Genomic DNA, 21,175 nt, shown 5'->3' with positions numbered 1-21,175 from the left:
AGGTTTTTTTATATATGGTACATATCACTCAAATATTTCCCAAAAGGAGGAATTTAGGATGACCAAAGAAGTAAAAAAAGATGTAGATCTATTAGTAATAGGAGCAGGGTCTGGAGGTTATGTGGCGGCTATACGTGCAGCACAGTTAGGAAAAAAGGTGGTCTTGGTTGATAAGGCCGAGCTTGGAGGGGTTTGTCTCAATCGTGGCTGTATACCATCAAAGGCACTAATTAGTGCCTCTGAACGAGTCAAACACGTTAAGGATGCCAACGCAATGGGCATTAAGGTTTCGGGCGATGTTCAAGTTGATATGCCGGAAGTAGTAAATTGGAAAGACGGTATCGTGAACAATTTAAAAAATGGGATTCGCACCTTGTTAAAAGGAAATGGTGTAGAGGTCATTAGTGGGAAAGCCTATCTCACTAAAGCAAATATTGCAAAAATAAAAATAGAGGCCGAAGAACAGAATTTTTCCTACAAAGATTTAATTCTTGCAATAGGTTCCTTGCCAGTCGAGTTAAAAAGTATGCCATTTGATCAAAAAAGAATTATTTCTTCAACGGAGGCATTGCAGCTACAGGAAGTACCTAATCATTTGGTTGTGGTAGGTGGTGGTTATATCGGTTTAGAGTTGGGTACTGCTTATGCAAAGTTTGGGGCAAAAGTGACGATCCTTGAGGGATCGGATACAATTTTGTCCGGGACGGATCCTATCCTAACAAAAACGGTAAAACGTCATTTAAAGGAACTTGGAGTTACTGTTATAACAGATGCGCTAGTTCAAGGTGGGGAAAATACAGGGGATGAAGTTAACGTTCATGTTCAAGTTGATGGAAAGAAAGAAAATATTCAAGGTGATTATTGCTTAGTTTCTATTGGGAGAAAACCAAACACAGGAAAAATCGGTCTAGAAAATATCGGAGTAGAGTTAGACGAACGAGGTTTTATTAAGATAAATAACAAATGTCAAACAAACGTTGACCATGTTTATGCAATAGGGGATTGTGCTGGTGGTGACCTCCTTGCTCATAAGGCTAGTTATGAAGCGAAGATAGCAGCAGAAGTGATCAGTGGTCAAAACAGTGTGATTGATTTTCAAGCGATGCCTTTTGTTATCTTCAGCGATCCTGAAGTAGCCTATACAGGTTTAACAGAGAAGGAAGCAAAGGAAAAAGGATTCGAAACAGTATCCAGTCGTTTTCCATTCCAAGCAAATGCTAGGGCGTTATCTGTCTCGGATGCAGATGGCTTTGTACAAGTTGTAGCCGAAAAGAATACGAAAAGAGTGTTAGGAGTACAGATGGTAGGACCAGATGTATCCTCTCTAATTGCAGAGGCTGTTTTTGCGATTGAGGCTGGGGCAAATGCGGAAGATCTTAGCCTTACGATTCATGCTCATCCAACCTTGCCGGAGCCACTTATGGAGGCTGCAGAAGGTGTGATGGGACATGCTATACATACGTTGAATAAAAAACAATAATGTGAATGCAGGCCGACCTGCACTTTTTCATAAGTGCAGGTTGAATTTTTTATTAATGGTTGGAGATTCATGCACATTTTGTATTGTGGGTGCATTACTGTATAAAATTCCGGATGGTATGGTTTAATCACTATTCATGAATTTCTAATGAACTGGGTTAATATAAATTATGAAATATATCCAATCGTTTTTCTGACTGTTTATGAACGATGAAGGAGTTGATATAAATGAATTTAATTTTAACTATTCTCTCTGCTTTAGGTTCTTTTATAGTAACCAATGTTGATGATATTTTTGTCTTGATGTTACTGTTCTCTCAAGCAAGGTCACAAGCTAAAACGGGTAACAGTGGAATAGTTAGCATGGAGTCGAAAGGAAACCGTATTTATCCAAGAGATATAGTCATTGGCCAATATCTTGGTTTTGCACTTTTAGTTTTAATCAGTCTCTTAGCAACATTTGGAGTAACACTCATTCCTGATCAGTGGGTAGGTTTGCTAGGACTAATACCGATATTTCTAGGAGTAAAACTCTTTATAAAGGGTGAAGATGAGGATGAAGGTAACATTCTTTCCAGCTTAAACAAATTTAATAAGTTCTATTTAAGTGTAGCCTTTATCACATTCGCCAATGGCGGAGACAATATTGGAATTTATGTTCCATTCTTTTCTACTTTAAATAACAACCAACTAATAATTACAGTTGTTACTTTCTTTATAATGGTTGCTGTCTGGTGTTTAATTGGCTATCGTCTAGCAAGGTTCAGATATGTTTCTGAAACACTTGAGAAATACGGCCGCTGGATTATTCCAATTGTGTTTATAGGATTAGGAATATATATTATGGTGGAGAACGAAACTTTCCGCGCCATTTTGAGTTTAGTGAATTAAAAATTTCTCAAAAGTCCCTCTGATTTACAGTAGGGACTTTGATATTTAGAGTAAATATTTATCCTCTGACAAATAATTCTATGGATACGCTCATCTATATTTTGCTTAGCGTACAAAATTTCCGAAATGTTGGCTGTACCCCTATTAGTATAATTTATTGACATTAATGATTATTATGATAATCTAATTTTATAACCATTTCGTTTTTAACTTTTTTGCAATCATTAATTGATTAGCGGGTTCTTATAAAAAATGCAGTCTTTGGACTGATGTGAACACTATACTTATGTGTTCTTATCATTTAATCCAATGACTGCATTTTTTTGCGTTATTAGAGATTAATGATTTGTAGGTTGATAAACGGGATGAAAGTAAAATAAAAATCATAGAGGGGAATGAAGAATACACAGTTATGTTGATTAGGAAACAGTAAATCCCTGTATTAAAGGGTTTAAATGGTAGATTACACACGAAACAGTTAACATAATTACCTTTCTAAATTGAAAAGGAGGGGTATACATGGCAGCTCGTCGCGGACGTGCAAAGCGTCGTAAAGTGTGCTATTTCACAGCAAACGGAATTACACACATCGATTACAAAGATGTTGACTTGCTAAGACGTTTCATTTCTGAGCGTGGAAAAATTCTTCCTCGTCGTGTAACTGGAACTTCTGCAAAATATCAACGTAAACTTACAAAAGCAATCAAACGTGCTCGTACAATGGCATTATTGCCTTTCGTAACTGAGTAAACGTAAAAACCTTTCTTCCACATGGGGGAAAGGTTTTTTTGCACTGATAGAAAAGTACGTTTTATGGATATCAGTATAATAGCAACGAAGGCTTTCGCCATCAAAGTTTGGCGATAAGCAAGTTTTCTAAAGCCAACTTATTATAATCTAATGCACTGTCTTAATGAAAATTTTGCTACCACAGTTACACTATCTGTGGTAGTTTTTTAGTATAAAAAATAAGAAAGGAATGTCTGCATGAATTTCACTATAAATGAAGCGATTGAAGTATTGGAACGTACCCCGCAAACACTGGAAAGCTTTTTATTGGGTTTGTCTAGAACGTGGTTGGATGCAAATGAAGGTGAAGGGACCTGGAATCCAAGAGAAGTAGTGGACCATTTAATTGAGTGTGAAAAAAATAACTGGATACCTCGAATAGAATCAATTTTACAAAGCGAACAAAAGAATGAATTTCCTCCCTTTGATCGTTTCTCACACTTAAATCAAGTGGAAGAAACATCGATTGATGAAAGCTTGCTAGCCTTCAAAATAATGCGTGCTAAAAACGTAAATAAACTTAAAGAAATAGTTAACCCAGAAATTCACCTTGAGCGAATAGGAATCCACCCAGCATTTGGTGAAGTTAGATTAAGAGAATTAATTTCTACTTGGGTTGTACATGATCTCACCCATATTTCACAAATTGTTCGGGTGATGGCTGAAAGATACAGGGCTGATGTTGGTCCATGGGAAGCATATTTGGGAATATTAAAAAAATAAAGTTGATATTTTCAAAATTTATTATACAATTATTGGTAATAAAATGTATGCGAAGGAGTGTTTTACATGACAGTTGAACAAATAAATGAAGCTAAAATTACTTCCAAAAATGGATTCCTAGCAATTGGCCTGAAATGGGAAGGGACTTTTGAAGAAGCTGGAGCGGGTGGTATACGTAAGGTCCATGAACAAATGCATAATCGTTTAGAGGAAATCGCACACAAAGTTAATCCTGAAACATTGTTAGGGTTATCCTATCATGCGACGCTGAACGGAAATGGGTTTACACATTATGCTGTTGTCGAGGTTGAATCAGTAGAAAATGTACCGGAGGGAATGGTAAGTGTCAGTGTACCAACTTTATCCTATGCTACATGTGAACATCACAAAGGGCAAAGCATTGAGCAGTCTTATAACAACATGTACATATGGATTGAAAAAGAAGGTTTAAAAGAAAACAATGTAAATGAATTGACTCATTTTGAAAAATACCCGATGAGCCAGGACCCATATGATAAAGATCCAAAATTTACAATTATGATTCCGGTGAAACAATAGAAATACAGAAGTATCAATGAAAAATGTTGATACTTCTTTTTTTGCAGGTAACAAAATATAGATCTTTCTTACTGCATAAGTGCAACTAAGTCTTGGCGATAAACCATTTTTTCTATTTAATAAAGGAATTGAGTAATGTCTGGCGAACAGATTAAGTACGATTAATTTTTACCGATATGGGGGTAAACAAAATGAACCCAGAACAACTTTATAGTCAGTTACTTTCCGAATACCAAGATCAGTTGAAAGGCTACTGCCACAAACTAGCTGGTGTTCCTTGGGAAGGTGATGATCTTTTTCAAGAAACAATGGTAAAGGCTCTAAAATATAGTGATAGATGGGGCAGCATGAAAAATGCAAAGGCTTATCTTTTTAAAATCGCAACCAATACGTGGATTGATATATGTCGAAAACGAAATATCGTTCTAGATACATATGATGATAATCTCTTTATTGATACTGTACCTGTTGACTTTGACGTCTATAGTGCAATAGAAGAATTAGTGCACAAACTTCCCATTAGGCAGGCTGCTGTAGTTTTACTAATAGATGCCTTCACCTTCTCCTCCAAAGAAACCGCAACTATGTTAGAAATGACCCCTGGGGCTGTAAAAGCAGCACTGCATCGAGCACGAACAACACTTAAGAAAAGCTATCATCAGAATAAAAACACTAAAAAGGATAATCAAAACTTAATACAACTCTTTCTTGAAGCTATTAAGCTAGGAAAACCACAAGAAGTTGTTCACGCTTACCATGAACTATTGGCTAATGGAATTTCTGTGCAACAAACATACCAGGTGGATGGTTTCTATTTTGCATTTGAAGATCCTGATGGAAATAAATTTACGGTTTTTCAAAAAAATTAAATTAGACCGTATCTTTTTCGTAATGTGTTCTGTTATAGAAGTGAAAAAGGTGAAAGGAGGAATATTGTGAGTTACATAAAGCGTATTGATGGCGTTTTTATTCCAGTCAAGGACATTGAAACATCAATGGAGTGGTATCAACGTATGTTCGGCTTAGTAGTGGTACACCGGGACCAGTTTGGTGTAGGCTTTCGTTTTGATCAGCCATGGCCACTGCAAACGGGACTGTCACTTTATAAGAGTGAAGATGCGGGAAAGTCGTCGTCCCCCCAGTTTAATTTTTACACGGAGGATGTTGATGGCTTCCATCATTTTTTGCAAGACAAAGGTGTAAGCGTTGGTGACGTCCACAGTGAAGGTGGGATGCGGTTCTTTAAATTTGAAGATCCAAGTGGAAACGAGCTTGGCGTCGTTACATTTAAGGAATTTCCATTAGAAGACATTAAGTATAATGACAATTATGTAAAAGCGAAGGAGAGCTGAAATAGATGAAGATGAGGGTTGGTGGAATCTTTATTCCTGTAACCAATTTGGATCGTTCTATAGAATGGTACACCAAACAGCTGCATCTACAGTTAATCAATAGGTGGTATAACGATAGTGATGCTGGATTATCTTTTGAACATGGAGAAGCACATATTGGACTTGTAAAGGTGCAACGAAAACAACCAACTGATTTTGAAGTATCAGACCAAAGTGATTTTCGAAATTGCTATTACAACTTTGAGCCAGAAGATGTTTATAAGATGCATGAACAATTAAAAAAGAATGGTGTACAGGTAACAGATGTCACTGATTATGGAGATATGGTAGGGTTTGATTTTTTCGACCCTGATGGCAATTCTTTTAGTGCAGTTCGGGATAAACCTGGCCAATCACCTTATTATCGTGAATTTAATTAGGAGGAGATAAAATGGCAAAGACGTTGGATCATTTAGCTTTTTCCTATCAAGATCATACACTTATTGGAAGTATTAAGTCCTGTCTGGATTATTTAAACATTGATGTTTCGGATGAATGGTTATACGGCATGAGCGGTGTTGCGTTTATAATAGCAACTGATAAGAATGTATCAACTAACGCAGTTGCTTATGGATATGAACCAGGGATGGTTTACCGATTGGTTGAAAATTTAGGAGTCCACGTGCGCGGCATCCATCGAGTGGAAGATCCAGTTAATCGAGATACCTTACTGTTTTCTGCATGGGAGCATACAAAGCGTGCCATCGATAATGGATTCCCTTGTTTTAGCTTTGAGCTAGAGGAACAGCATGAACATGCTATCATCTATGGATATAATGAAGAAGGTTATTTATCCCATGGCTGGCACCAACGAGGCTTAGAAAGTATTCCTTGGCAAAAGCTTGGTCAAAAACTGTGCCCTTGTGAAGGCTGTAAAATTCAGCGTGCAGAAGGTAATGTAGATGAATCTGCGCGATTCTATGATCTCCATTGGGTTGAACCTGGGCCGAAAGAAGAAAATGTAACGAAAGCTTTCCTACAAATGCTAGATTTTGTTTTTCATATTACGGATCACCGTGATTGGGTTTATAAAAACTGTGAAGTTGGATTGGACGCTTACGATAACATTATTCAAGCCTTGGAAAACGGAACAGCAATTGGTAAGCATTTAGGTTATAATTTCGATATTTATGCCGAAGCACGATCACTTGCTCCAAAATTCTTGAATGAAGTCGCCAAAGAAATTGACGGAGTTTCAAAAGATCTTATTAAACAAGCAATAAAAGCCTATCAAACTGTTTCCGAACGTTTGAAAGAAGCTGAAGAGCTATACCCTTGGCGTCAGCCTCTTGCCCCAGTTGGAATAAATGAAACGAGTCAGGAAGCGTCACAACTAGTAAAAGAAGCAAGAGATGCTGAAAAAGAGGGGCTGCAAGCATTGAGAGAAATTCACCATGCCTTGAAAAAAGAAACTATTAATCAATGAAAGGAAGATAGTGACATGAAAGTGGTTAGTAGAGATGAAACGAAACTAGTGGGTATCCGATTGGTTTGCCCTACTCTAGAGGAATATCAGGAAAAAATACCAGCAGTAGTCGATACTATGCATAAACGTTTAGATGAAATAGCAAATAAAATAAATCCCAATGTGTTCATTGGCATCCATATGGTTGATGCCAATAAAGAACAGGATGGTTATTGGAAATGTGTAGAGGTTTCAGAAGTAAGCGATGTTCCTAATGGAATGGATGCAATCGTTATACCTCCACAGCAATATGCCACAATCGATCATAACGGCATTCCATGGAAAATTCATGAGGCTTATGGAAAAATGCATCAAGCTATTGAGGAATCGGAGTACGAAAGAAGACTAATGATTAAAGAGTTTAATTACAAATGATGGTTATTCTGAAACGTTTAAGAAATTAGTAATTTCTTAGCAAAACTTTCCTGTTATAGGAAAGTTAGTTCTATTAAACCACAAAATTAGGGACGAAAATTGTCGAAATACGTCATACTTTCCCAATAACGAATAATTAATATTGTGGTATGCTACAAGTAATTAATTACACAGCTTAGAAAGACACAGTTTTAGTTTTAGTATTTTAACAAATATATATTATGAAGGGGTGAGTTCTTTCCCACTTTTTTATTCTTCTAAAAATGTTATGTACCTTTAGCAAGTTTCAATTAGTTACATAATAATTAAAAGTAAAAAAGAGGGGATAAAAAAACCAGTTATAAATATTTCTTTTTACGTTTTCCTTGTTTTGTAAATTTCCCCAACATTCAATACAGCCATTTTATTTTTTATATTTAGGCTGGTTTCAGAATTCCAAAACTGCTCCTATGATTAGCTACACGACTATTGTATTTGTAAGGTATATTATGCTTGCTAGACAGAACAGTTGCAGTAATGAAGATTGCAAGCTTGGCGGTATTTTTTATGAATCATAAAAGAATGTTAAAGAAATATTTGTTCGATAACAAAATTCACATTTAGAGAGGTGTAGAATAATGAAAAAATTGAGAGTATCATTATTATGTTCACTTATATTATTTGTATCAGCATTTTTTTCATATAGTGTCAGTGCAGCAATTACTCCTTGGAGTTGGCCATCTGGAAAGTATATATTAATTGACAATGTTACTTCTACAACATCCTATAATACAGCAATTGACAATGCTGCAGATAGATGGAGAGCTGTTAGTGGTGCAGCAATTTATCCAATCTTCAAATCAAATTACAGCCAATATAATGAGGTACATGTAAGTCATGCTCCTTCTGACATAAATGGTTTTTACGGATACGCATTAACATATGATTCAAACGGTAACTTTTTAGAAGATAATGCTAGCGGAAGAGCAGCATCTGGTAAAATTAGAGTATACTCTTCTAAAGTGGATAATTTAACCACAAATCAAAAAACATCTGTCTTTTTACATGAAATGGGGCACATATTAGGTTTACTACATACCTCAAGAGCCTCAGTAATGAATAAATCAACAACTTTAGATTATGTGTATCCTACATCATATGATAAATCGGAATTAGCGCGTAAATACTAAAAGATAAGGAGATGCAAGTTAAAATGAGAAAAACAACAAAAATTTTACTTTTATCCTTCACTGTAATTATTGGTTGTATAGCCGGAATAGCCTATTTTAACCATTCGCAACAACCAGTAAGTCAAAGTACAAATGATAGTACAGACTCTGGGGTTGGCCTTAAAGTTTCTGCAGAAAAAGACTTTAAATCGCTAAAGAAAAATTCAGATTTGATTGTAAATGCGACAGTTGATGAAAACTTCGATACTGATATGGTAGTTGAAGATAAAGAGTTTGATTTATATCTTGTCCGTAGAATTTTCACAGGGACTGTGAATAAAAATTTCAAAGACTCAAATGGTACCAAATATAAAAAGGGAGATGAAATTAAATTTGTTTATCCAGTAGGTTTTCAACAGATTAAAGACGGACAACTCGTTGATGAGTTAGCCCCACTGGATGAGGTTATTTCATTTGAATCTGGTGAATATTTACTATTTTTGGATGAAATCAATGGTCAGTTTTATTTTTCTAATATTAACCACGTCTATAAAAAACAAAATACAAAGAAAAATGGGAATCAAGAATATTATAATAATATAGCTACTGATTCTATACCAACTCTAACTGAAGATGCCTTAGACAATTAAATTAGAGCAATTACAGAAGGCCGCTTATCAACCTTTTGTAGTTGCCCTTTTTTGTTAAAGTCTACGAATAATCTGTTCTCCGTTTAGGTGAGATTTGAGGTATTATATACTCCAATTGCTATAATACTCAATCATGGTCAATTAGAACGGATTGTCACAAGGCGTCTGCATATACCTGTTCGTGCAAGGTAAAAAAATTCAAATACTATCAACACTTACTACTGAATTTATGATTGGAACATTAAAAGACATAACATCCGTTAGTTATTCCTTATCTTAATTTTCCATTTTCTATCAACAGCATTTGATCCCCAACTTTTTTAGCTTCTGCATGATCATGCGTGACCAAAATAACAGGAATTTCCCATAATTGGTGTAATCGCACTAATTCATTATGGCATTCATTTCGTGTTTTTCCATCTAAGGATGAAAATGGTTCATCGAGTAATAGAGCATTTGGTTTTGAAGCTAGTGCACGAACCAATGCAACTCGTTGCTTCTCTCCACCAGAAATATGCTTCGGATAATGATCCATTAAATTTTTAATTCCGACAGCATCTACTAATATATCCACTAATGGCTCATCTTTTATGCCGTAGCGAATATTTTTTTCAACGGTCATATGTGGGAAGAGAGCATAATCTTGAAATACGTATCCAATTTCACGCCTTTGTATAGGTAAAGGTTTTTCGTCCTCCTGAAAAAGAATGCTATTGTTCAATGTAATCTTGCCTTTATCTGGTTTGGTAAGACCAGCGATACAGTTTAAAACAGTTGTTTTACCAGAACCAGAGGGACCGAACAAGACAGCAATTTCGTTATCTACGTGAAATGCCATTTCTAATGTGAAATTTTTCAACTTTTTACTTATTGCTACTTGAAGCATCCCGTATACCTCCACATTATTTATCACTTGTAAATCGCAATATGTTTTTCCCGCTCCACCAGTTAAGCCATAGAATGGCAGAAAACCCGATAATAATCATACTGATAACCCAAAATACAGCCATATCTGTGTTGCCAGATTCAACAGCGAAGTAAATAGCTAACGGAATCGTATTGGTTTTACCTGGAATAAATCCCGCAATCATTAGTGTAGCGCCAAATTCACCAAGCGCTCGAGCAAAGGTTAATACAACTCCTGCTAATAGCCCTGGCCATGCGAGTGGAAAGGATACCGTCCAAAACACACGCCATTTAGATGCGCCAAGTGTATAGGCTGCATTTTCTATAGAAGGATCATATGTATGAAATGCTGCGGATGCACTTTGATACATTAAAGGAAACGCTACGACAGTTGCAGCTATTACAGCTCCTATCCAAGTGAAGACTACTTGAAAATGAAAAGCACTTTGAAAAAAGCCACCAATCGGTCCGTTATTTCCAAACAGATACAATAAGCCAAAACCAACAACAGTAGGTGGCAGCACTAATGGAAGCATTAACAACGATTCGATAATGCGCTTACCAGCAAATTGGGCGCGTGCAAGTATTCGAGCAAAAAGAATTCCGAATACAAATACGATGCTAGTAGCAATACCAGCAATTTTTAATGATAAAAGAAGCGGAGTAAAGTCCATTAATGGTGCACCTCCCGTCTAGTTACTAAAGCCATATTTTTCGAGAACAACTTGTGCCGAATCTGTTTTTAAGTATTCTATAAATCGTTTTGCTACTTCTGGGTGGTCACTATTTGATGTTACTGCAGCTGGATAGACAATTGGTTTATATAGGTCAGAATCAATTGTTGTAACAACTTTGACTCTACTTGCACGCTTAAGGTCACTCTTATAAACAAACCCAAGTTCGACATTACCAGATTCTACATATGTAAGTACCTGCCGGACATCTTTAGCATATACAAAGTGCTCTGTGAGCTCGTCCCATATACCTGCATGAGTCATTGCTTCTTTTGCATAGCTACCTGCCGGAACGCTTTCAGGATTTCCAATTGCTATTTTATCAACCATCGAAGGGTTAATGGTATTTAAAGAATTTGCTTTAAGTGTAGCGTCTTCCTGTGTAATCAAGACAAGCTTATTTTTTATAAAATTCGTTCGTGTGTCAGCTAGTAAGAGGTCATTCTGTTCAAGAACATTCATCCAATGTTGATCTGCCGATAAAAATAAATCAACTGGGGCTCCCTGTTGAATTTGTTGTGCCAACTTTCCTGATCCACTAAAATTTAGTGTAATACTGACATCTTGGTACTTCGTCTCAAAGTCCTTACTAATTTCCTTGAGTGCACCAGATAAACTAGCTGCAGCTGAGATAAAAATTTCGGTATTTGTTTTTGTCTCAGATTCATTATTACAGGCTACTAATGATAAAAGAAGAATTCCTATCATTAACAATTGCTTTAACATATTAGACTCCTTACGCACTTCTTTTTCTTCGTTTTGGATAAACAGTAATTATTTTTAGTAATACGACCAAAGAATAAATGAAGAATACCCACAACAAGCTATCATATATCGTAAATAAGAGAGCGATAATCGTGTAAATCAAAAAAGGCAATGTTGTTGTATAAGCGGACATTTTCCATAATAGAGGAAATCGCACCTTCCGCTTGAGACTTTTAGCAATCCAAGTAAATACATAGGCAACTCCAGATAATACAACAAAAACAATTATGGTTAAAGGTAAATAATAAAACATAAAAAAATAGATTAGCATAAAGAAAAATGCCATGTCAGATCCGGGACCATTCGTATTGGCCAACCGATCTACCAATGCAGGCAAGGCAACAATCGTCATTAGTATAAACATATAGACCACTGTGACGTCCATCCCGATTCTGTTTAGTTGAAAAACGGCGTTCTTGCTTGGTAATTTAATACTATGTAAAAAGGCTTTTAGAAAAGTCATGAATTGTCATCCTTCAAAAATTTTATAGCATCCCCATCTATTATAGTAAAAAAAGCAAACAAAGTCGCACGCCGATGTTGAAAAAATGATGACAATTTGATTTCCTCGATGGAATTCGACAATTATTGCCCGGGAAATAATTGGGCAATATCGAAATCATTCACATCTGACCTAAAAATCGTGTTATCATATGTTAATGACACTAAAAAAAGAGTATGCGATGAAGCTAATAAACGCAAGAAATCGCTGGAACATAATTTACTAATGAGGTGCAAAAATAAATGAATCGATCCAAATTAATAACAGATGGTGCACTTCTTACGGCAATCTATATTGTCCTATTGTTGATAGCAGTGTTTGTACCTATCATAGAATTAGTTGCCATATTTTTATTACCCATTCCTTTTATTATATTTGCACACAAGTATGACTGGAAACCTTCTTTCGTTATGTTTGTCACTGCTATCATACTTACATCGTTATTTGCTACCTTCCTTTCTATACCAGTTACCGTTTTAATGGGCTTAGGTGGAATAATGATAGGTAGTGCAATGCATAAAAAGCTTTCACCATATGAAACATGGGCTAGAGGAACACTTGGATTTATCGTTGGTTTATTATTTGTTTTTCTGATAAGTCAGGTGTTATTTGATGTAAATTGGATAGAGGAAATTGACCGTTCAATAGACCAGTCTATGGAAATGAGTAAGGATTTAGCCGAACAAGTTGGCATGGGTGAGCAGATGGATGAGCAGCTTGAGTTAGTTGAGCAGCAGATGAATATGCTTAAGGATCTACTCCCTGTCGTTATTGCATTTATCGCCATACTTTTGGCGTTTGTTAGCCAATGGGTTGGTTATAAAGTAATAAATCGTTTAGAAAAGAAAAAATTTGCATTTCCGCCATTTCGAAATGTGCGCTTTCCTGTATCCATTGTTTGGATTTACTTTTTTGCATTAATGCTAACACTATTTGATCTTGATCCTTCCAGTCTTTTTTATCACGCTATTAATAATGTACTTGTTTTAGCGGGAATGTTAATGACAATCCAAGGGTTTTCATTTATTTTTTTCTATGCACATATAAAAAATAAGTCAAAAGCATTTCCAATTGGGATTGTTATTGTGACATTATTACTTCCATTTCTTTTACTTTATCTTGTTCGTATCTTAGGTATAATAGATATAGGATTTCGACTACGTGATCGTTTGACAGAAGGTAAAAAATAGCAGGATTAAGGTGTAGGAGTTGAATTCCATGCCAGATTTACAAAATAAGCCAACCCTTAGTGGGCATTTATGGATGATTTATCTGTTATCCATTATATTGTTAGGATTTATTTGGTATTTTCAATGGATAATAGGTCTTATTATGACGGTTATTTTGTTTGGATCCTTTTACTATAGTATCCAAAAAGAAAAGTCGTTAATGAATGAGACAGAAGAATATATATCTACGCTCTCTCATCGTGTTCGTAAAGTTGGCGAAGAGGCGTTGTTAGAAATGCCAATCGGAATTGTTCTTTTCAATGAGGATTATTTTATCGAATGGGCAAATCCTTATATGAATCGTTTCGCAGAAGAAGATACGCTAGTTGGCAAATCGTTGAATTTGTTGTCGGAAGAATTAGTTCCGATGATTAAAGAAAATAAAAATGAGATTTGGTTTGAATTAGAAGGCTATCAATTTCAGACCTCGATTAAAAAAGAAGAGCGATTATTATATTTATTTGATCGTACTACTCAAACGGAAATTCAACAGCTTTATCATAACGAACAAACGACTCTTTCGATTATTTTCTTAGACAACTATGAGGAAATCACACAAAACATGGATGACACAATCAAGAGTCAGTTGAACTCAAAGGTTACATCTGTTTTGAATAATTGGGCACATGAAAATGGTATGTATCTTAAACGAACTTCGCAGGATCGCTTTATTGCGGTTGGTACGAAGGAGATTCTAGAACAACTGGAAAAATCTAAATTTGATATATTGGATGAAGTAAGAGAACTTAACGCTGAACAAAACATTCCTATTACACTCAGTATCGGAATTGGTCTTGGAGGGGTAGATTTACCTTCACTTGGTGAGCTTGCCCAATCGAGTCTTGATTTAGCATTGGGTCGAGGTGGAGACCAAGTAGCAATTAAAGATGACACAGGTAAAGTTCGTTTTTATGGTGGTAAAACAAATCCAATGGAAAAACGCACACGAGTTAGAGCACGAGTTATTTCACACGCATTAAAACAGCTCGTTAAAGAAAGTGACAATGTTATTATTATGGGCCATAAGGCGCCAGACATGGATTCAATTGGTGCTGCAATTGGAATTCTAAACATCGCAAAAACAAATGGTGTTGAAGGTTATATCGTTTTTGATCAGAATGATGTAACTACCGGTGTGCATCGTTTAGTAGATGCAATTCAAGAAGAAGAAACCTTATGGCAGCACTTTATTGACCCAGAATCAGCTGAAGATATCATTTCTAACCGAAGTCTGATTGTTGTAGTGGATACGCATAAACCTGCACTAGTTTCGAATGAACGTTTATTAAACAAAACGGAGTATAAAGTGGTTATTGATCATCATCGTCGGGCAGAGGAATTTATTGAAAATCCAACGCTTGTTTATATGGAACCATATGCATCTTCCACTGCAGAACTAGTGACAGAATTATTGGAATATCAACCGAAATCATTAAAGCTGAAAATGCTTGAAGCAACAGCACTTCTGGCTGGAATTATTGTTGATACGAAAAGCTTTACATTGCGTACCGGTTCACGTACATTTGATGCTGCTTCGTATTTGCGCTCAAAAGGTGCAGACACCATTCTTGTACAACAATTCTTAAAAGAAGATTTAGATGTTTATATAAAACGAAGTAAGCTTATTGAACGAGCAGAAGTATATCGTGACTCCATTGCTATTTCAAAAGGAGACCATGGGGAAGTCTTCGGCGCTGTACTAATCGCACAAGCTGCTGATACACTTTTAACAATGAGTGGAATAAATGCTTCGTTTGTTATCTCTGAACGCAGTGATGGCAAAATCGGAATAAGCGCTAGATCGTTAGGTGATGTCAATGTTCAGGTTATCATGGAAAAAATGAATGGCGGTGGCCATCTGACAAATGCAGCAACACAAATTGAAGATACAACGATTGATGATGCAGAAGCATTACTAAAAGATATATTAGAGGAATATTTTGAAGGAGGAGACGTACAGTGAAAGTAATTTTTCTAAAAGATGTTAAAGGTAAAGGCAAAAAGGGCGAAGTGAAAAATGTCTCTGACGGATATGCACGAAACTACCTATTAAAAAATAACATCGCTGAAGAAGCAAATGCCGGCAACATGAAGGCTTTAGAAGCGAAGCAGCGCAAGGAAGATCAACTAGAACAACAAGAAAAAGAAGAAGCAATTGACTTAAAAGATAAATTAGCGGATTTAACAGTAGAATTGAAAGCAAAGTCAGGTGATGGCGGCCGTTTATTTGGCTCGATTACGAGTAAACAAATTGCAGAAGCATTAGAGAAAGAACATGGATATAAAATTGATAAGCGTAAAATAGAACTCGATCAACCAATTCGGGCATTGGGGTATACGACTGTACCAGTGAAACTGCATCCTGAAGTTTCGGGTTCTGTAAAAGTACACGTTTCTGAAAAATAATACGCAGTAAATGGATGGCTCTTATCACTTTTTAGTGTGAGCCTTTCTTATTACTTTCTGTTATTGAGAAGAATTTATTGGAAAAATTGAAATCAGCGGACAGAGGATACCTTATTCGGGCAAAATTGAGGCAAATTTGTCTGTTAGCGGACAGAGGATACCTTATTTAGTGAAAAAAGCCTGATTTCATCCCGATATTACCCAAATAAGGTATCCTGAGTCCGCTTCACCCATAAAACAGGTGTAAAAAGTAAAAATAAGGGCTTCTGTGTCCGATGCTAAGTAGCATCGGACTCTAACCTTGGACTAGTTCGTCGAAAAACGCATGTAAATATACCTCTAAGTGAGGGGGAATTAGAATGAATGATACATGGACTGATCGTACACCACCACATAATATTGAAGCGGAGCAGGCAGTAATTGGAGCCATTTTTTTAGAGCCGGAAGCATTTTCGACTGCCTCTGAATTGCTACTACCAGAAGATTTTTACCGTGCAAGTCACCAACGCATTTATGAAACGATGCTAAAGCTGTCTGATAAAGGTGAACCAATTGATTTAGTGACGGTTACGACCGCTTTATCAAATGCAAAAACGTTAGACGAGGTTGGCGGTGTTTCGTATTTAACGGATGTTGCTGGTAGTGTACCTACTGCTGCAAATATTGGTTACTACAGTAAAATCGTTGAAGAAAAATCAGTGCTACGACGCTTAATCCGGACAGCGACAGATATTGTAACAAACAGTTTTTCAAAGGAAGACAATATTGAGGATGCGTTAAACGAAGCTGAGAAAAATATACTTGAGGTCTCACATCGCAAAAATTCTGGTGCATTTAAAGCCATTAAAGATGTACTAATTGATGTGTACGATAATATTGAAAGCTTACATCACCAAAATGCAGATTTAACTGGTGTTCCTACTGGTTTCCGCGATTTGGATCGTATTACTTCTGGCTTCCAAGCAAACGATTTAATTATTATTGCAGCACGACCTTCCGTTGGTAAGACGGCTTTTGCCTTAAATGTTGCGCAGAACGTAGCGATTAATACCGATGAAAATGTTGCTATTTTTAGTTTGGAGATGGGTGCAGAACAGCTTGTCTCAAGGATGCTATGTGCTGAAGGAAACATTGATGCGCAAAGACTACGTACGGGAAGTCTTGAAGCAGAGGATTGGAGTAAACTGACCATGGCAATGGGAAGTTTATCGAACGCTGGTATTTATATTGATGATACACCTGGTATTCGTGTCAGTGAAATTCGCTCCAAGTGTCGTCGGTTAAAACAAGAACACGGACTTGGGATGATTCTGATTGACTACTTGCAATTAATTCAAGGTAGTGCCAATTCAAAAGAAAACCGACAGCAAGAGGTTTCTGAAATATCTCGTTCATTAAAAGGATTAGCACGTGAACTAAATGTTCCGTTAATAGCATTATCACAGCTTTCTCGTGGTGTTGAATCTCGTCAGGACAAGCGTCCAATGATGTCTGATTTACGTGAATCGGGTAGTATTGAGCAGGATGCCGATATCGTAGGATTCTTATACCGAGACGACTATTATGATTCGGAATCAGAGAAACAAAACATTATTGAAATTATTATTTCAAAACAACGTAATGGCCCTGTTGGAACAGTTGAGCTAGCGTTTGTTAAAGAATATAACAAATTCGTCGATCTTGATCATCGTTATCAGGAAAGCGATATTCCGCCAGCAGTACAGGCATAGAAAAGTACGTCTCAGCTTAAGAGGCGTACTTTTTTTATCACATATAAATTTTTAACGAACATTATATCAAATTAAATAGCTATCGTTCGTGTTTCAACTTGACTAAATCCTTCTCTACTGATAAAATTACGCTGTTAGTTATTAAAATACAAATGATTATGTAGTGGAGGTGCACTATGTCCTCAGTAGTAGTAGTTGGAACACAGTGGGGAGATGAAGGAAAAGGAAAGATTACTGATTTCCTTTCACAGAATGCAGAAGTAGTTGCTAGATACCAGGGTGGTAATAACGCTGGACATACAATTAAGTTTGATGGCATTACGTACAAATTGCATCTAATCCCATCTGGAATTTTCTTTTCGGATAAAACATGTGTATTAGGAAATGGAATGGTAATTGATCCAAAGGCGTTTGTTGAGGAATTAGCTTATCTACATGAGCGAAACGTTAACACGGATAATTTGCGTGTAAGTAATCGGGCACATATCATTCTGCCATATCATTTAAAATTAGATATTTTACAAGAAGAAGAAAAAGGAATTAATAAAATCGGAACGACAAAAAAAGGAATTGGACCTGCATATATGGACAAAGCTGCTCGTGTGGGGATCCGAATTGCTGATCTTTTAGATAAAGAAACGTTCCGTGCAAAAGTTGAACAAAATGTAAATGAGAAAAACCGTTTATTTGAAAAGGTATATGAGGTTGAGCCAGTTAATGTTGAAGAGATCGTAGAAGAATACTACGAATATGGTCAACAAATTGCGAAATATGTGGTGGATACATCAGTAGTTCTGAATGATGCGTTAGATGATGGTCGTCGCGTTTTATTTGAAGGTGCTCAAGGCGTAATGCTCGATATTGACCAAGGCACATATCCATTTGTTACATCCTCTAACCCAATTGCTGGTGGGGTAACAATTGGTTCCGGAGTTGGCCCGACAAAAATTAATCACGTTGTTGGTGTATCAAAAGCATATACAACACGCGTCGGTGATGGCCCATTCCCAACAGAATTACATGACGCTGTTGGCGATCAGATCCGTGAGGTTGGCCGTGAATATGGTACAACAACTGGAAGACCGCGTCGAGTTGGCTGGTTTGACAGTGTCGTTGTGCGTCATGCTAGAAGAGTAAGTGGTATTACGGATTTATCACTTAATTCCTTAGATGTTTTAACAGGAATTGAAACATTGAAAATCTGTGTATCCTATAAATATAAAGGTGAAATCATGAATGAGTTTCCTGCTAGCTTAAAGGTATTAGCAGAATGTGAACCAGTTTATGAAGAAATGCCTGGCTGGACAGAAGATATTACGGGTGTGAAAAGTCTTCATGATTTACCTGCAAATGCTCGTCATTATTTAGAGAGAATTTCCCAGTTAACGGAAATTCCATTATCCATTTTTTCGGTAGGACCTGACAGAACACAAACAAATGTAGTTCGAAGTGTATACAGCTCATAACAAAAAGGGTAACTCTTCCTTGTCTTTGGACAAGACAGGGTTATCTTTTTTTATACTGATAGCAAAGTATACGTTTTTATGGATATCAGTATAAGGGCAACTAAGGCTTTCGCCATTAAAACTTGGCGATAAGCCAAGTTTTCCAATAACATCAGAGAGTATAAATTATGGTAGACCTTATAAGAAAAACTTCGGCATTCGCTATTAAGGACGAGGCGGATGCCGACAATTCTAACAATCGACAGGATTCTGGGTATTTCGTCACGAATCTAGTGCCTGTTTTGTAATAGAAATGTAATGTATGTCGATACAAATTCTACTAAAATAGTATTTTTAAACAAAAAGTGTATTTTTACACTAACATTTGTGTAAAAAATTGTAAGAAATTATACAGTTGCTTTACAGTTCTTTATACCCTATTACTTATTTCCTAAACCTATGGTAGATTGAGAAAGGACATCGTGGAAGTCGACCTTATTAAGAGAAAGTGTTTAGGGAATCAGGGGGAACGATCATCGTGTTAAATCATTTACAAGTTTTAAGAAATATTTCATTTGTCATTTTTATCGTTTTTAGTTTAACTTTTGCTACTACTGTATCAGCTGAATCTAATGAATTAGAAATGGTCTACCACGTCTATCTTGATGGAGAACACATTGGAAAAGTAGATAACAAGGAAGTTGTACAGAAAATAGTAGACGAAAAAATAGCAAAAGGAAAAAAGAAATACAGTACATACACAATCGTACCAGGTAAAACAGTTTCATATATTCAAGAAAAAGTTTTCAATCCTACATATAACAATGTAAAAGTTATCGAAGCTGTTACAAACGGGGTTTCTATCAAGGCAGAAGCGATGGAACTTAGAATTGCCGATGAAACGGTTGGTTTTTTTACAGATAAAAATACAATTCAACAAGTACTATATACATATAAAAACAAATTTGTAAGCAAAGAAACGTTAGATAAATTAAATAGGTCTAGTGAACCGAAATCAAACGGATCTCTTCGGATTAGTGGTGACGAACCCTCTCTTTCCGTTGGAGATTCAAATGTTATCGAAGTGTCTTTATCTAAAGAAATAGCTACTGTAGCAACAAAAGTAGACCCTGAGAAGATTCTGACTGTAAAACAAGGTGTCAAAATGCTGGAAAAAGGCACATTGGAAGAAAAAAAGCATACGGTGGATGAGGGTGAAGTTCTAGGCGAAATTGCAAGTATGTATGATATGTCTACAGAAAAACTGCTGCAATTAAATCCAAATCTAACCGAAGAATCTATTCTTAACATCGGCGAAAAGTTACAAGTAACAGAATATGCACCTTTTGTAAATGTAATCGTTAAGAAGGAAGCGTTAGTCGAAGAAACAATTGAGCATAAGAAAGAAGTTATTGAATCGGACGATTTATACAAAGGTGAAGAAAAGGTAAAGCAAGAAGGATCTGATGGAAAGAAAAAAGTACATTATACAATTGAATTGATTAACGGTAAGCAAACATCTAAGAAAATAATCGAAGAAACAGTAATAGATGAACCCGAAAAGGAAATTGTCATAGAAGGTACAAAGGTAATTTCATCACGTGGAACAGGAAATCTTCATTGGCCGACTATTGGTGGTTATGTTTCTAGTGGAGTTGGAATGCGCTGGGGCAGAATGCATAAAGGTATGGATATTGCCCGCCCAAGTAATAGAGCTATTTTAGCAGCAGACAATGGTGTTGTTGTAGAAGCTGGATACGATGGCAGCTTTGGTAATAAAATTGTTATAAATCATAACAATGGAATGAAGACAATCTACGCGCATTTATCTTCTATTCATGTTCGCCCAGGACAAACGGTAGAACGTGGTAGCCAAATAGGAGTCATGGGAACGACAGGAAGATCAACCGGCGTTCACCTACACTTTGAAGTTTACGTGAACGGGGTATTAAAAACTCCTGCTAGCTATTTTTAATAAAAACAGAAGGT

Annotated in this window: 22 protein-coding genes; 18 read left to right on the top strand and 4 right to left on the bottom strand. The window is 36.3% G+C overall.

All coding sequences use genetic code 11. The annotated features are described in order from the left end of the window. Nucleotides 1-58 precede the first annotated feature (58 nt). The 12 genes from lpdA to ACY9Z2_RS03570 all read left to right on the top strand — a co-directional run bounded on the left by lpdA (nt 59) and on the right by ACY9Z2_RS03570 (nt 9,469). Nucleotides 59-1,480, top strand: coding sequence for a dihydrolipoyl dehydrogenase (lpdA, locus tag ACY9Z2_RS03625; RefSeq protein ID WP_463608235.1), 1,422 nt, complete (start codon nt 59-61; stop codon nt 1,478-1,480). 227 nt (nt 1,481-1,707) lie between these two features. Next, on the top strand, nt 1,708-2,370 hold the full coding sequence (locus tag ACY9Z2_RS03620) for a CadD family cadmium resistance transporter (RefSeq protein WP_463608234.1): 663 nt from the start codon (nt 1,708-1,710) through the stop codon (nt 2,368-2,370). A 519-nt stretch (nt 2,371-2,889) separates the two neighbouring features. Next, nucleotides 2,890-3,120 (top strand): 30S ribosomal protein S18, encoded by a 231-nt coding sequence (gene rpsR, locus ACY9Z2_RS03615; protein ID WP_089061044.1) that lies wholly within the window; start codon nt 2,890-2,892, stop codon nt 3,118-3,120. 237 nt (nt 3,121-3,357) lie between these two features. After that, nucleotides 3,358-3,882: a DinB family protein gene (locus ACY9Z2_RS03610; RefSeq protein ID WP_463608233.1), complete on the top strand. Its 525-nt coding sequence runs from the start codon at nt 3,358-3,360 to the stop codon at nt 3,880-3,882. A 66-nt stretch (nt 3,883-3,948) separates the two neighbouring features. Further along, nucleotides 3,949-4,440: a GyrI-like domain-containing protein gene (locus tag ACY9Z2_RS03605; protein WP_463608232.1), complete on the top strand. Its 492-nt coding sequence runs from the start codon at nt 3,949-3,951 to the stop codon at nt 4,438-4,440. A 191-nt stretch (nt 4,441-4,631) separates the two neighbouring features. Next, nucleotides 4,632-5,309, top strand: a complete 678-nt coding sequence (locus ACY9Z2_RS03600) for an RNA polymerase sigma factor (RefSeq protein WP_463608231.1) — start codon at nt 4,632-4,634, stop codon at nt 5,307-5,309. A gap of 66 nt (nt 5,310-5,375) precedes the next feature. Then, complete coding sequence (locus tag ACY9Z2_RS03595) at nt 5,376-5,792, top strand: VOC family protein (RefSeq protein ID WP_463608230.1); 417 nt, start codon at nt 5,376-5,378, stop codon at nt 5,790-5,792. 5 nt (nt 5,793-5,797) lie between these two features. After that, nucleotides 5,798-6,211 (top strand): VOC family protein, encoded by a 414-nt coding sequence (locus tag ACY9Z2_RS03590; protein ID WP_463608229.1) that lies wholly within the window; start codon nt 5,798-5,800, stop codon nt 6,209-6,211. A gap of 11 nt (nt 6,212-6,222) precedes the next feature. Continuing rightward, the gene (locus ACY9Z2_RS03585; RefSeq protein ID WP_463608228.1) at nt 6,223-7,257 is read left to right on the top strand and encodes a hypothetical protein; all 1,035 of its coding nucleotides are present in this window, start codon (nt 6,223-6,225) and stop codon (nt 7,255-7,257) included. A 15-nt stretch (nt 7,258-7,272) separates the two neighbouring features. Further along, entirely contained in the window at nt 7,273-7,671 is a 399-nt protein-coding gene (locus ACY9Z2_RS03580; protein WP_463608227.1) for a GyrI-like domain-containing protein, read from the top strand. Nucleotides 7,672-8,288: 617 nt separating this feature from the next. Beyond that, nucleotides 8,289-8,840, top strand: coding sequence for a matrixin family metalloprotease (locus ACY9Z2_RS03575; RefSeq protein WP_463608226.1), 552 nt, complete (start codon nt 8,289-8,291; stop codon nt 8,838-8,840). Between the two features lie 23 nt (nt 8,841-8,863). Beyond that, nucleotides 8,864-9,469, top strand: a complete 606-nt coding sequence (locus ACY9Z2_RS03570) for a hypothetical protein (RefSeq protein WP_463608225.1) — start codon at nt 8,864-8,866, stop codon at nt 9,467-9,469. 271 nt (nt 9,470-9,740) lie between these two features. Here the strand turns inward: ACY9Z2_RS03570 and ACY9Z2_RS03565 are convergent, their stop codons facing one another. From ACY9Z2_RS03565 to ACY9Z2_RS03550, 4 genes are read right to left on the bottom strand one after another with little or no spacing between them, the layout of a single operon-like run. Continuing rightward, nucleotides 9,741-10,355: an ATP-binding cassette domain-containing protein gene (locus tag ACY9Z2_RS03565; RefSeq protein WP_463608224.1), complete on the bottom strand. Its 615-nt coding sequence runs from the start codon at nt 10,353-10,355 to the stop codon at nt 9,741-9,743. Nucleotides 10,356-10,371: 16 nt separating this feature from the next. Then, complete coding sequence (modB, locus tag ACY9Z2_RS03560) at nt 10,372-11,049, bottom strand: molybdate ABC transporter permease subunit (protein WP_463608223.1); 678 nt, start codon at nt 11,047-11,049, stop codon at nt 10,372-10,374. 18 nt (nt 11,050-11,067) lie between these two features. After that, nucleotides 11,068-11,835 carry a molybdate ABC transporter substrate-binding protein gene (modA, locus tag ACY9Z2_RS03555; RefSeq protein WP_463608222.1) on the bottom strand — a complete coding sequence of 256 codons (768 nt, stop codon included), beginning with the start codon at nt 11,833-11,835 and terminating at the stop codon, nt 11,068-11,070. A gap of 10 nt (nt 11,836-11,845) precedes the next feature. Next, nucleotides 11,846-12,337, bottom strand: coding sequence for a hypothetical protein (locus ACY9Z2_RS03550; protein WP_463608221.1), 492 nt, complete (start codon nt 12,335-12,337; stop codon nt 11,846-11,848). 281 nt (nt 12,338-12,618) lie between these two features. Between ACY9Z2_RS03550 and ACY9Z2_RS03545 the strand changes: the two genes are divergently transcribed. The 6 genes from ACY9Z2_RS03545 to ACY9Z2_RS03520 all read left to right on the top strand — a co-directional run bounded on the left by ACY9Z2_RS03545 (nt 12,619) and on the right by ACY9Z2_RS03520 (nt 21,161). Beyond that, complete coding sequence (locus ACY9Z2_RS03545) at nt 12,619-13,566, top strand: YybS family protein (protein WP_463608220.1); 948 nt, start codon at nt 12,619-12,621, stop codon at nt 13,564-13,566. Between the two features lie 28 nt (nt 13,567-13,594). Beyond that, nucleotides 13,595-15,568 carry a DHH family phosphoesterase gene (locus tag ACY9Z2_RS03540; protein WP_463608219.1) on the top strand — a complete coding sequence of 658 codons (1,974 nt, stop codon included), beginning with the start codon at nt 13,595-13,597 and terminating at the stop codon, nt 15,566-15,568. Further along, complete coding sequence (gene rplI / locus ACY9Z2_RS03535) at nt 15,565-16,011, top strand: 50S ribosomal protein L9 (protein ID WP_463608218.1); 447 nt, start codon at nt 15,565-15,567, stop codon at nt 16,009-16,011. The genes ACY9Z2_RS03540 and rplI overlap by 4 nt, the downstream gene beginning before the upstream one ends. Before the next feature lie 359 nt (nt 16,012-16,370). Next, nucleotides 16,371-17,741, top strand: coding sequence for a replicative DNA helicase (gene dnaB / locus ACY9Z2_RS03530; RefSeq protein WP_463608217.1), 1,371 nt, complete (start codon nt 16,371-16,373; stop codon nt 17,739-17,741). Nucleotides 17,742-17,917: 176 nt separating this feature from the next. Continuing rightward, a complete protein-coding gene (locus tag ACY9Z2_RS03525; protein ID WP_463608216.1) occupies nt 17,918-19,207 on the top strand; it encodes an adenylosuccinate synthase in 1,290 nt (429 codons plus the stop codon). A 517-nt stretch (nt 19,208-19,724) separates the two neighbouring features. Further along, nucleotides 19,725-21,161: a LysM peptidoglycan-binding domain-containing M23 family metallopeptidase gene (locus tag ACY9Z2_RS03520; protein ID WP_463608215.1), complete on the top strand. Its 1,437-nt coding sequence runs from the start codon at nt 19,725-19,727 to the stop codon at nt 21,159-21,161. The last annotated feature ends 14 nt before the right edge of the window (nt 21,162-21,175 follow it).

Source organism: Virgibacillus sp. GM2-2 (assembly GCF_055329585.1).
Note: the sequence above shows the minus strand (reverse complement) of the source record. Positions and strands in the feature narration are given on the sequence as shown.